Origin of the sequence: uncultured Caulobacter sp. (assembly GCF_937900395.1) — a bacterium.
Classification (GTDB): domain Bacteria; phylum Pseudomonadota; class Alphaproteobacteria; order Caulobacterales; family Caulobacteraceae; genus Caulobacter.
The window spans coordinates 1-11,273 of the sequence record NZ_CALCDX010000205.1 but is presented as its reverse complement, the minus strand read 5'-3'; the positions used below and the strand labels follow the sequence as shown (position 1 = coordinate 11,273).

Genomic DNA, 11,273 nt, shown 5'->3' with positions numbered 1-11,273 from the left:
CGTCGCCATCGGCAGCAATACCTCGCGCATCGCCGCTTCGGCCTCCTCCTGCAACAGGCGGTGACGGCCCTTGCTGGCGACCATCACAGGGTCGACCACCAGCGGCGCACCGCGGCCACGGCGACGCAAAGACGACGCCACCGCGGCGATCACCTCGGCGCTGTGCAGCATGCCGGTCTTGATCGCATCGGCGCCGATGTCGCCCAGCACGACCTCGATCTGCTGGACAATGAAGGCAGGCTCCACCGGCACGATACCGTGCACGCCCTCGGTGTTCTGGGCGGCCGGCAGGTGGAACGGGCACGTAGCGGTCATCGTCGTTCTCCTAGGTTCGGACCGGCAGCGACTTGATGCCGTGGACGAAATTGCTCTCGAGGTACACCGGTTCCCCGACCTCGAGGTTGGGGAGCTTGGTGAACAGCTCGGAGAAGATGCACCGGAGTTGGGTCTTCGCGACGAAGTGTCCGAGGCAATAGTGGACGCCGCCACCGCCGAAGCCCTGGTGCGGATTGGGCCACCGCGTCAGATCGAAACGGTCGGGATCGTCGAAGACCGTCTCGTCCCGGTTGCCCGAGCAGTAGAAGATCGCCACCTTCTCGCCCTTGGCGATCGGCTGGTCCCCGATGACGGTGTCCTCGGTGGCGTGGCGGGCGAAGTTCATGACCGGCGTCGCGTAGCGGACGAACTCCTCGGTGGCCGGCTTGATGCGTCCGTCGAAGTCCTCTATGAGCCAGGCCTGCTGATCCGGGTTCTCCGCGAGCGCCTTGATGATGTGTGAGGTCGTCTGCTTGGTGGTGTCGTTACCCGCGGTGGACAGCAGGATCAGAAAGGCGCCGACCTGCTCGTCGGTCAGGCGGTTCCCGTCGACCTCCGCCTCGACGATGCTCGTCATCAGGTCGTCGGCCGGGTGCTCGCGACGATGTTGCGCCAGGTCGGCCCCCATCGCCTGCAGGTACTGCATGCTCTCGAACAGCTGGGTGACGGCGGCCTCGGAGGTGTCCTCGGCGGCGATGATGTGCCCAGCGGCTTCGGTCACCGCGTCGCGCTCACTGCGCGGAACCCCGACCAAGTCGGACACGGTGTGCATCGGCAGGAGCGCGGCGACCCGTTCGACGAAGTCGAACTCGCCCGCGCCGACGACGGCGTCGACGATGTCGCGCGCGTTGGTCGCGATGACTTCGTCGACCTTGCGGATCTGCTTCGGGGTGAACGCCGCGCTGATGATCCGCCGATAGGTGGTGTGCTCGGGCGGATCCATGGTGAGGAAGAAGCTCATCATCCGCTCGAACTCCACCGGGATGGGCCCGACGCCGACCCCCTGTCCGGAACAGAAGACGCGGTGGTTGGTACTCACCGCGGCGATGTCGGCGTGGCGGGTGACCGCCCAGAATCCCTTCTCCTCGTGTGGGAACGGGACGTCGAACGACTTGTGCCAGGTGATCCCCGGCTCGGCGCGCAGGGTGGCGAACGCCTTCGCGCGCTCGGACGGATCGGTGCAGGTGTGGCGCTGGCGCGAGCGGGCGGTCGCGGCGGTGCTGCCGGCGGGCAAGACGTTCGACGCCTGGAACACGGAGGCGTCGCCGATTCCGGCGGCGACGATAACCAGGGCGAGGACAGCGGGGCGGACGAGACCCTGTAACCCTCTCCCGTTAGCGTAGGGGGTTGCATGCGGGTCGGGCTTTATCCCGGGACTTTCGATCCGGTCACCAACGGTCATCTCGACATCATCGGGCGGGCCGTGAAACTGGTCGACAAGCTGGTGATCGGCGTCGCCGTGAACATCGGCAAGGGGCCGTTGTTCTCGCTAGACGAGCGGGTCGCCATTCTCGAGCGCGAGACGGCGCACCTGACCAAGATCGCCGAGATCGAGGTCCGACCGTTCGAAAGCCTGCTGATGCACTTCGCCCGGGATGTGAACGCCCAGATGATCGTGCGCGGCCTGCGCGCCGTCGCCGACTTCGAGTACGAGTTCCAGATGACGGCGATGAACCAGCAGCTGGATCGCGAGATCGAGACCGTCTTCCTGATGGCCGACCCGCGTCACCAGGCGATCGCCTCGCGGCTGGTCAAGGAGATCGCCACCCTGGGCGGCGACATCTCCAAGTTTGTCCCCGGCGGCGTCGCCCAGCAACTGCTGACCAAGGTCGGGCGCGGCTGATCGCCAGGGCGGGAAAGTCGCCTGGCGACTTCCCGTACTGACGACGGGTTAGCGCGGCGGGCTTTGACCGCTGCTGGTTTCCGACGACGAGCCTGAGGTCGCCGCTCCTGGCGTCGTGCCCGTCGAACGATCCTGCGTGCTGTTCGAGCCGGTGGTTCCTGGACCGCCGGCCGTCGAACCCGTTGTTCCCGTTCCGCTCACACCGGTCCCGGTATCGATGTTTCCTGGCCTCGTCAGGTCGGGTGATGTCGGGGTTTGGCCCGTCATCGAGCTGCTCGCGGGTGGGTCGGTCGCTGTCGTCGGGGTCTGGTTCTGGTCTTGGCGGGAGCAGCCGCCCACGGCCATGGCGGCGGCGAGCGATGCGGCGGACAAGCCGATCATGAGGACGTGCCGGTTCATCGAGGTCTCCTTGTTGCTGTCCGCAAGGCGGACGTCAAAGACCAACGACGCGCGGGAGATGTTCGGTGCGCGCGACATGCAAAGGACATTTCGATACCAGGCCTAGCCAAGGCTTGCCTCCGCCCCGAAGCGGCCGGAATCCTCCGGTTCAAAGGTCGTCGCACTTGTCGGGGAGGCCGTGTCGTTCTACGCCGGCCATGACCTAGTCTGTTCGGGGTAATCGATGAAGTTCGCCATGACCGCCGCCGCCTTGGCGCTCGCCGCAGTGACGGCCTCCGCTACGACGGCCTCGGCCCAGACCGCCGCTCCAACTGGCGCGGAGTGGCGCGCGCCTGACCCCAATAACGTGATCGTGGTGGAAACGAACAAGGGGCGGATCATCGCCGAGCTCAATCCGCAGGCCGCGCCCAACCATGTCGAGCGCGTCCGGAGCCTGGTGAGAAGCGGCTTCTACGACGGCCTGACCTTTTTCCGCGTCATCAGCGACTTCATGGCCCAGACCGGCGACCCGCAGAACACCGGCATGGGCGGTTCGGACCAGCCCAATCTGACGGCCGAGTTCACCTTCCGCCGCGGCGCGGACCTGCCGCTCGGGGGCGGCTTCAAGGTGGGCAGCAACGAACAAGGTTGGGTCGACGCCTTGCCCGTCACCAGCCAGAACTCGGCCTTGGCCGTGATGACAGCCGATCGCAAGGTCGCGACCTGGGGCAACTTCTGTCCCGGCGTCCTGGGCATGGCGCGCGCCGGCGATCCCAACAGCGCCAATAGCCAGTTCTTCTTCATGCGCCAGGCGAACGCCTCGCTGGACAAGACCTACACCGCCTTCGGCCGCGTGCTTCAGGGCCTCGATGTCGTTCGGGCCATCAAGACCGGCGAGCCTGTTCCGGATCCCCAGGACAAGATGCTGAGCGTCAAGCTGCTGGCCGACCTGCCGGCGGACAAGCGTCCCACCGTGCGGGTCATGGACACCCGCTCGGCCGCCTTCAAGGCTCTGGTGACCAAGCGGCAGGCTGAACTCGGCGCCAGCTTCACCAATTGTGATCTCGACGTCCCCGTTCAGGTGAAATGACATGACGCTCTCGCGCGCGCTGCCTTGCCTGGTTCTCGCTATGACCTCGGGCGCCGCCATGGCGGCGACGCCGAGCAAGCCGTCGGAGAAGGATTGGCGCACGCCTGCGCCCGAGACGATCCTGGTGATCGACACCAACAAGGGGCGGGTGCTGGTTGAGCTGGTCCCGGATGTCGCCCCGAACCATGTCGCGCGCCTGCAGGAGCTGACGCGCGCGGGCGTCTATGATGGCCGGACCTTCTTCCGGGTTATCGATCGGTTCATGGCTCAGACAGGCGATCCGACCAATACGGGCGAGGGCGGTTCCGACAAGCCTAACCTCAAGGCAGAGTTCACGTTCCGCCGCACCGCCGAGACGCCGTTCGTCCCGATGGCCGCGCCGGCCGGCCTCGAGGTCGGCTACCTGAAGTCCCTGCCGGTCGTCAGCCAGGCCTGGAGCTGGAGCGACATGACCAACGACCACAAGGTCGCGGCCTGGGGGACCTATTGCCCCGGCGTGGTCGGCATGGCGCGGGACGAGGACAACAACTCGGCCAACAGCCAGTTCTTCTTGATGCGCCAGCCCTATCCGTCGCTGGACAAGCGCTACACCGCCTTTGGACGCGTGGTCAGCGGATTAAGCGCGGTGCGCGCCATCAAGACGGGCGAACCCGTGTCCGCGCCGCAAGACCAGATGCTGAAGGTTCGACTGCTGTCGGACATCCCCGAAGCCGAACGGCCCAGGGTGCGACTTATTGACCCAAAAGGCCCGTGGTTCGCCGCCGAAACTCAGCGTCTGAGGGCTTTGAAAGGCGCGGACTTTTCTGTCTGCGACCTCGATTTGCCGGCGGAAGTTCGCTGAGCTCTAGCGGTTTTCGCGCGAAGACTTGGTTCACAGGGCGCCCTGAACCGCGCTAGAAGCGCGGTCGCATCACTCGCCACATAAGGGAAGACCATGTCGGCCGACCTCGAAAACACCCTGATCCTGACGCTGGAGACCGGTCCGGTCACCATCAAGCTGCGCCCCGACCTGGCGCCGGGCCACGTCGAGCGGATCAAGGAACTGGTGCGCGAGGGCTTCTATGACGGCGTCGTCTTCCACCGCGTCATCCCGGGCTTCATGGCCCAGGGCGGCGATCCGTCGGGCACCGGCCGCGGCGGTTCGGACAAGCCGGACCTGAAGGCCGAGTTCAACAAGGAGCCGCACGTGCGCGGCGTCTGCTCGATGGCCCGGACGCCCGATCCGAACTCGGCCAACAGCCAGTTCTTCATCGTGTTCGACGACGCCACCTTCCTGGACGGTCAGTACACGGTCTGGGGTCAGGTGGTCGAAGGCATGGAACATGTCGACGCTCTGCCGAAGGGCGAGCCGCCGAAGGAGCCGGGCAAGATCGTCAGCGCCAAGATCGCGGCCGACGCCTAACCCGCAGCGCTTCGCGCATTCAAGCGGCTCCAGACTTCGCGTCTGGAGCCGTTTCTATTTGGGCGATCGGCGCAGCGTCACGATGACAGGGCGATGGTCGGAGCCAATGACCGGTCCGCGCTCGACCTTGATCGCGCGCCAGTCGGAGCCGGCATAGACGTGGTCGATCGGCAGGAAGGGCGCTGGCGCGGCGGCGACGCGCGAGAACTGACCGGACGGCCAGGAGGGCAGGGCCCGGGTCCATCGGTTAAGGCCCAGCGCTTTGTCCTGACGCTTCAGGGTGAAGGACCAAGGCGTCGAGTTGAAGTCGCCGGTGATGATCAGGCTGCGGCTATCGAAGTCCGAGGCGGCTTTGACCAGCATCGCCGATTGCGCCTGTTGGCGCCCCGCCGGCACGGGCCAAACATAATGGACGCCGAGGATCGTAAAGGGGCCCGCTGGGTCCTCGATCGTCGCCCATGCGCCCGGCAGCCCTTTCTGGAGCGAGCCGGAGGCGCTCACCTTCCTGCGGGAAAAGATCCAAGGCTCGCAACGCCCGGACTTGCAGGACGCGAAGGGATAGGCGGCCCGCAGGCCCTTGTTGACGGCCCAAGCCGCCCCGCCGCCTTCCTCCATCACGATGACGTCGGCGTTCTGCGCCAGCAGCCACTTCAGGCTCTGGTCCGGGGCATAGTTCTCGTGCCAGACGTTGAACTGGATGACCTTCAGGTCTCCCGGCGCGGCAGCTTCCGGCTTGAAGCGCCAAGCCGTGCGCAGTTCAGGCAGCATCATCACGCCGCAGGCGCTGATCGTGACGATGCCGAGCGCAACGATGACCCATCGCTCGGCCTCGCGCGCGAAGAGGCCTCCCAGCAGGACCGCGCCGACACCCATGGCCAGCCACAGCGGCGCCGCGTGGGTCAGGGCGTCCAGCCGGGGGCTGACCGCGCCGCCCAGGCTCGTCAGAGCGAGAATGGCGCCACATAAGCCTAGCATCAGGCCCGTGCCGCGGACGAGAAGACTCAGGAGCTGTGTAATGAGACGCATGAGCCGCTGTTAGCATGCGTCAATGACCGTTGGCGCGCTCGCGTTTGACGGTTCATCGCTTCGCCGCGTCCCTCCCGCTGATCGCCTGACTCTTGACCTTCGGCGCCCATCGTGCGCTTGAAGCGCGCCCATGCGCCTTTCCGATTTCGACTTCGACCTCCCCGAGGATCGCATCGCCCTGCGGCCGGCCGAGCCGCGCGACGCCGCACGTCTGCTGGTCGTGCGTCCTGGCCAGGGACTCGCTGACCACGTGGTTAGCGAACTGCCCGATTTCCTGCGCCCCGGCGACGCCATGGTCTTCAACGACACTCGTGTGATCCCGGCGCGTCTCGCGGGCCTGCGCGAGGGGCGGACGACGGGCGGCGCGGACGGCACGCCGGTCGCGGTCGAGGCGACCTTGCACCGTCGCGTCGCGCCCGATCGCTGGAGCGCCTTCATGCGTCCCGGCAAGCGTTTGAAAGTCGGCGACCGCGTCGCGTTCGGCGCGCGCGACGATCGGGCCTGCGAGGCTGATCGGCTCGATGCGACCGTCGTCGAGAAGCATGAGGGCGGAGAGGTCGTGCTCGCCTTCGACCTTTCCGGACCGGACCTCGACATCGGCATCGCTCGACACGGCGACATGCCGCTGCCGCCTTACATCGCCGCCAAGCGAGGCGAGGACGAGCGCGACCGCGCCGACTACCAGACCGTCTATGCGCGCGAGGACGGCTCCGTCGCCGCGCCGACCGCCGGGCTGCACTTCACGCCCGAACTGCTCGAAGCCTTGAAGGCCAAGGGCGTATCGACCCATTTCGTCACCCTTCACGTCGGCGCCGGCACTTTCCTGCCGGTCAAGACCGACGACGTCTCCGAACACAAGATGCACGCCGAGTATGGCCAGGTGACGCGCGAAGTCGCCGACGCCCTGAACGCCGTCCGCGTCGCCGGCGGCCGGATTGTCTGCGTCGGCACGACCTCGTTGCGCCTGCTGGAGAGCGCCACGGGTGAGGATGGCGTCGTGCGACCGTTCGCGGACGAGACGGCGATCTTCATCACGCCCGGCTACCGCTTCCGCGCCGCCGACGTGCTGATGACCAACTTCCACCTGCCCAAGTCGACCCTGTTCATGCTGGTCAGCGCCTTCGCCGGACGCGAGACGATGCGCGCGGCCTATGAGCACGCCATATCGACGGGCTATCGCTTCTATTCCTATGGCGACGGCAGCCTGCTGTTCCGCGCCGAGCCCGAGACCCGCTGATGGCCGCGTTCCCCTTCGAAATCAAAGCCACGGACGGCAAGGCGCGCACCGGCGTCCTTAAGACCCCGCGCGGCGACATCCGCACGCCGGCCTTCATGCCCGTGGGCACGGCGGCCACGGTCAAGGCGATGACCGTCGACCAGGTCAAGGACACCGGCGCGGATATCATCCTGGGCAACACTTACCACCTGATGCTGCGGCCCTCGGCCGAGCGGGTGGCGCGGCTAGGCGGGCTGCACAAGTTCATGCGCTGGGACAAGCCGATCCTGACCGACAGCGGCGGCTTCCAGGTCATGAGCCTGTCGGGCATCAGCAAGCTGACCGAGGAGGCGGTGACCTTCTCCAGTCACGTCGATGGCTCCAAGCACGTGCTCACCCCCGAGCGTTCGATCGAAATCCAGGCCGATCTGCTGGGCAGCGATATCGTCATGCAGCTGGACGAATGCGTCGCCTGGCCGGCCGAGGAGGCGAGGGCGCGCAAGGGCATGGAGCTTTCCGCCCGCTGGGCCAAGCGTTCGAAGGACGCTTTCGGGACGCGCGACCGCCAGGCCCTGTTCGGCATCCAGCAGGGCTCGACCTTCGAAAACCTGCGTCGCGAGTCTTCCGAGAAGCTGCAGGAGATCGGTTTCGACGGCTACGCCATCGGCGGTCTGGCGGTTGGCGAGGGGCACGCGGCGATGTGCGAAGTCCTCGACTACGCGCCGGGCCTGCTGCCGCACGACCGTCCGCGTTACCTGATGGGCGTGGGCAAGCCGATCGACCTGGTGGAGGCCGTGGCGCGCGGCGTCGACATGTTCGACTGCGTGCTGCCGACCCGCTCGGGCCGCCATGGCCAGGCCTGGACCTGGGACGGGCCGATCAACCTGAAGAACGCAAAGTACGCCGAGGACGACACGCCGCTCGATCCGACCAGCGACTGCCCCGCCAGCCGCGACTATTCCAAGGCCTATCTCCGGCACCTGTTCAAGGCCGAGGAGATCCTGGGCCAGGTGCTGCTGTCCTGGCACAACATCGCCTTCTTCCAGGCCCTGACGGCCGCCATGCGCGCGGCGATCGCCGAGGGGCGCTTCGAGCAGTTCCGCCGCGCCTTCGCCGCCCGGCACCTGTCTCAGTAGCCGCGCGTCAGGAGGACGGCCCCTCGGGCTGGGGCGGAAGCTCCTCCTTATGGATGGGGAAGCGCGGTTTGCGCGGGCCGTAAGGGTCCGGCGGCGGCGGCATCCCGGGATCGACGACTGGCGGCGGCGCGGGCGGCCTGTGCTGCGGCGTGGCCGGAGGATCGCAGCCGCGAGACTCGCCCAGACCCTTCAAGTAGGCGCGGCGTACGGCGCCCGAGGCGATGGCGCTCTGCACGAGGCGATCGTGCCGCTCTGCGCCGGAGAGCTTCCTCACCCAACCCCGCATCGGGATCATGTCCTGCGCGGCGCTGGCGACGGCGCCGAGGGCCGCTTCGCCGGCGGCCTTGCGCCCGCGGTCCATCAGGTCCTCATCCCCAGTCGCGGGCATGCTGTCGAGGTCCTCGCCCAACGCCGCGTCCAACGGTTTGATCAAGGAGATTAGGCTGGCGCAGCTCGCGGGGACTGGACGCTTGTACGGATCGTCCATGGACTCAAGCAGGACGCGCGGAATCTTGGTCCGGATGACGTTCACGTCTCTTAGCGGCGCGGTCATGGCGCCGGTGATTCCGTCCTTGTTCGCTTCCGACGTCGATTTGATGCGCTCATCCGACTCTTGAACGGGGGGCGGGGTGGGCGCGGCCTGTTGGCGCGCGGACGCGCATCCGGCCGCCGCGACCGCCAGAAAGCCCGCTAAAAGCAAGGTTCTACGCATGACTCACCCTAACCTGCTCACAGCTTTACCACTCTGGGCGGGAAAAACGGCGAAAGCGTGCTTGCGACCGCGACGACCCCCGACTATGGTCCGCGCCGCTTCCACCGGCCCCCGCCGGATCGTGAGCGGGCCGGTAGCTCAGTGGTAGAGCATTCGACTTTTAATCGAATGGTCCTGGGTTCGAGTCCCAGCCGGCCTACCAAACTTCAAGTCTCTGATCTGAAAAGCTTCTCCGCCGCGCGGTTTCATCGCGCGGAGGCGGCTTGACGACTGCGTCCTCAAAGGCCTGGTTGCTATCGCCCGCCAGTTTTTCTCCACGTCCCATCCGGCTTTTCTCGTTTGCCCCATGATCGTGGTAGAGATTTAAGCGGCTCAGTTTTTCACGACGCCGCCGGGACCGGACACGGCCCCGAACGCGTTCAGCTTCAACAGAGCCATGTGGCGAGCCCGGACCCTGGACGACGATCAGACGATGACCGCCGACACCGCCGAGCGCCGGCCGCCGGCCAAGAGACCGCTGTTCCGCCGCCGCTCGGCCATTCCAGGCTTCGGTCTGACGATGGGCGTAACGCTCACGGCCCTGTCGCTGATCGTGCTGATCCCGCTTTCGGCGGTGGTGCTGAAAGCCGCTCAGCAGTCGCCGGCCGAGTTCTGGACCGTCGCCACATCCCAGCGCGCCATGGCCGCCTACCGCCTGACGTTTGGCGCGGCCTTCGTCGCGGCCCTGATCAACGGGATCTTTGGGGTCCTGACCGCCTGGGCGCTGGTCCGCTATGACTTTCCCGGCAAGACGATCGTCAACGCCCTGGTCGATCTGCCGTTCGCCCTGCCGACCGCCGTGGCTGGCATCGCTCTGGCGACGCTCTATTCCCCCAATGGCTGGGTCGGCCAGTTCCTGACTCCCCTGGGGATCAAGGCGGCCTACAACCCCATCGGCGTGACCATCGCCCTGATCTTCATCGGCCTGCCGTTCGTCGTCCGCACGATCGAGCCGGTGCTGCGCGACGCCGCCGAGGATGTCGAAGAGGCGGCCGCCAGCCTCGGCGCCAGCCGGTTCGACACCATCGTCCGCATCGTCCTGCCAGCCCTCGCGCCCGCCTGGCTGACCGGTTTCGCCCTGGCCTTCGCGCGCGGCGTGGGCGAGTACGGCTCGGTGATCTTCATCGCCGGCAACATGCCCTACAAGTCCGAGATCGCGCCGCTGCTGATCATCATCCAGCTTGAGCAGTTCGAATATGCCAGGGCCGCGACGATCGCCGTTGTCATGCTGGCCGTCTCGTTCACGATGCTGCTGGTCATCAACGCCATCCAAGCCTGGTCGCGGAGGTTCGCCTGATGAGCGCCGTCGCTGCGCGCCACCGCCGCGCCACGGACGATCCGACCTGGGCCAAGGTCCTGGTCATCGGGACCGTTATGGCTTTCCTGGCGCTGGTCCTGATCCTGCCCCTGGTCGCCGTGTTCGCCGAGGCCCTGCGCAAGGGCCTGGACGCCGCCCTGGCCGCCGTCGGCAATCCCGACGCCCTGGCCGCCGTGAAGCTGACCCTGATCACCGCCGCGATCGCCGTGCCGTTCAACGCGGTGTTCGGTCTGTGCGCGTCCTGGGCCGTCGCCAAGCATGACTTCTGGGGCAAGTCGTTCCTGATCACCCTGATCGACCTGCCGTTCTCGGTCTCGCCCGTCGTGGCGGGCCTGATCTATGTGCTCGTCTTCGGCCTGCAGGGCTGGATGGGCGAGTGGCTGCTGGACAACGACCTGAAGATCATCTTCGCCGTGCCGGGCATCGTCCTGGCCACCATCTTCGTGACCTTCCCCTTTGTGGCGCGCGAGCTAATCCCGCTGATGCAGGAGCAGGGGACCAGCGAGGAGGAGGCCGCGGTGTCGATGGGCGCCAGCGGGCTCTACACCTTCTGGCGGGTGACCGCGCCGAACGTCCGCTGGGGCCTGCTGTATGGCGTGCTGCTGTGTAACGCCCGCGCCATGGGCGAGTTCGGCGCGGTGTCGGTCGTCAGCGGCCACATCCGCGGCCTGACCAACACCATGCCGCTGCATGTCGAGATTCTCTACAACGAATATCAGTTTGCCGCAGCCTTCGCGGTGGCGTCGGTATTGGCACTGCTGGCCCTCGTCACCCTTGTCATCAAGGTGTGGGTCGAGC

13 protein-coding genes and 1 tRNA gene are annotated in these 11,273 nt (G+C 66.8%); 10 read left to right on the top strand and 4 right to left on the bottom strand.

Features of this window, described 5'->3' with window-relative positions; all coding sequences use genetic code 11:
- On the bottom strand, positions 1–315 hold a 315-nt coding region (locus Q0379_RS18010; RefSeq protein WP_299014735.1), incomplete at its 3' end, for a bifunctional hydroxymethylpyrimidine kinase/phosphomethylpyrimidine kinase.
- Between the two features lie 10 nt (positions 316–325).
- Positions 326–1,570 carry a cytochrome P450 gene (locus Q0379_RS18005; RefSeq protein WP_299014732.1) on the bottom strand — a complete coding sequence of 415 codons (1,245 nt, stop codon included), beginning with the start codon at positions 1,568–1,570 and terminating at the stop codon, positions 326–328.
- 96 nt (positions 1,571–1,666) lie between these two features.
- On the opposite strand from Q0379_RS18005, the gene coaD reads away from it, so the two are divergent.
- The 5 genes from coaD (at position 1,667) to Q0379_RS17980 (ending at position 5,028) form a co-directional block, all read left to right on the top strand.
- Entirely contained in the window at positions 1,667–2,158 is a 492-nt protein-coding gene (coaD, locus tag Q0379_RS18000) for a pantetheine-phosphate adenylyltransferase (protein ID WP_066680994.1), read from the top strand.
- A 136-nt stretch (positions 2,159–2,294) separates the two neighbouring features.
- Positions 2,295–2,663, top strand: coding sequence for a hypothetical protein (locus Q0379_RS17995; protein WP_299014726.1), 369 nt, complete (start codon positions 2,295–2,297; stop codon positions 2,661–2,663).
- 117 nt (positions 2,664–2,780) lie between these two features.
- On the top strand, positions 2,781–3,626 hold the full coding sequence (locus Q0379_RS17990; RefSeq protein ID WP_299014723.1) for a peptidylprolyl isomerase: 846 nt from the start codon (positions 2,781–2,783) through the stop codon (positions 3,624–3,626).
- A gap of 40 nt (positions 3,627–3,666) precedes the next feature.
- Entirely contained in the window at positions 3,667–4,467 is an 801-nt protein-coding gene (locus Q0379_RS17985) for a peptidylprolyl isomerase (protein WP_299014738.1), read from the top strand.
- Between the two features lie 93 nt (positions 4,468–4,560).
- The gene (locus tag Q0379_RS17980) at positions 4,561–5,028 is read left to right on the top strand and encodes a peptidylprolyl isomerase (protein WP_099535886.1); all 468 of its coding nucleotides are present in this window, start codon (positions 4,561–4,563) and stop codon (positions 5,026–5,028) included.
- A 54-nt stretch (positions 5,029–5,082) separates the two neighbouring features.
- Here the strand turns inward: Q0379_RS17980 and Q0379_RS17975 are convergent, their stop codons facing one another.
- On the bottom strand, positions 5,083–6,054 hold the full coding sequence (locus Q0379_RS17975) for an endonuclease/exonuclease/phosphatase family protein (RefSeq protein WP_299014715.1): 972 nt from the start codon (positions 6,052–6,054) through the stop codon (positions 5,083–5,085).
- A 130-nt stretch (positions 6,055–6,184) separates the two neighbouring features.
- On the opposite strand from Q0379_RS17975, the gene queA reads away from it, so the two are divergent.
- Together queA and tgt are read left to right on the top strand one after the other, a co-directional pair.
- The gene (queA, locus tag Q0379_RS17970; RefSeq protein ID WP_299014712.1) at positions 6,185–7,291 is read left to right on the top strand and encodes a tRNA preQ1(34) S-adenosylmethionine ribosyltransferase-isomerase QueA; all 1,107 of its coding nucleotides are present in this window, start codon (positions 6,185–6,187) and stop codon (positions 7,289–7,291) included.
- Complete coding sequence (gene tgt, locus Q0379_RS17965; protein ID WP_299014709.1) at positions 7,291–8,406, top strand: tRNA guanosine(34) transglycosylase Tgt; 1,116 nt, start codon at positions 7,291–7,293, stop codon at positions 8,404–8,406. The genes queA and tgt overlap by 1 nt, the downstream gene beginning before the upstream one ends.
- A gap of 7 nt (positions 8,407–8,413) precedes the next feature.
- On the opposite strand, the gene Q0379_RS17960 is transcribed toward tgt, so the two are convergent.
- Positions 8,414–9,118 carry a hypothetical protein gene (locus tag Q0379_RS17960; protein WP_299014706.1) on the bottom strand — a complete coding sequence of 235 codons (705 nt, stop codon included), beginning with the start codon at positions 9,116–9,118 and terminating at the stop codon, positions 8,414–8,416.
- Positions 9,119–9,245: 127 nt separating this feature from the next.
- Between Q0379_RS17960 and Q0379_RS17955 the strand changes: the two genes are divergently transcribed.
- The 3 genes from Q0379_RS17955 to cysW form a co-directional block, all read left to right on the top strand.
- A tRNA-Lys gene (locus Q0379_RS17955) sits at positions 9,246–9,320 on the top strand.
- A gap of 270 nt (positions 9,321–9,590) precedes the next feature.
- Entirely contained in the window at positions 9,591–10,454 is an 864-nt protein-coding gene (gene cysT / locus Q0379_RS17950; protein WP_299014703.1) for a sulfate ABC transporter permease subunit CysT, read from the top strand.
- A partial coding sequence (gene cysW / locus Q0379_RS17945) for a sulfate ABC transporter permease subunit CysW (protein ID WP_299014700.1) occupies positions 10,454–11,273 on the top strand: 820 nt, incomplete at its 3' end. The genes cysT and cysW, both read left to right, overlap by 1 nt.

Bases quoted from the DNA above. Each gene is read 5' to 3' on its own strand.
- queA (WP_299014712.1), top strand. From the start codon at position 6,185: ATGCGCCTTTCCGATTTCGACTTCGACCTCCCCGAGGATCGCATCGCC.
- coaD (WP_066680994.1), top strand. From the start codon at position 1,667: ATGCGGGTCGGGCTTTATCCCGGGACTTTCGATCCGGTCACCAACGGT.
- Q0379_RS17985 (WP_299014738.1), top strand. From the start codon at position 3,667: ATGACCTCGGGCGCCGCCATGGCGGCGACGCCGAGCAAGCCGTCGGAG.
- cysT (WP_299014703.1), top strand. From the start codon at position 9,591: ATGACCGCCGACACCGCCGAGCGCCGGCCGCCGGCCAAGAGACCGCTG.
- Q0379_RS17980 (WP_099535886.1), top strand. From the start codon at position 4,561: ATGTCGGCCGACCTCGAAAACACCCTGATCCTGACGCTGGAGACCGGT.
- Q0379_RS17960 (WP_299014706.1), bottom strand. From the start codon at position 9,118: ATGCGTAGAACCTTGCTTTTAGCGGGCTTTCTGGCGGTCGCGGCGGCC.
- Q0379_RS17975 (WP_299014715.1), bottom strand. From the start codon at position 6,054: ATGCGTCTCATTACACAGCTCCTGAGTCTTCTCGTCCGCGGCACGGGC.
- Q0379_RS17990 (WP_299014723.1), top strand. From the start codon at position 2,781: ATGAAGTTCGCCATGACCGCCGCCGCCTTGGCGCTCGCCGCAGTGACG.
- tgt (WP_299014709.1), top strand. From the start codon at position 7,291: ATGGCCGCGTTCCCCTTCGAAATCAAAGCCACGGACGGCAAGGCGCGC.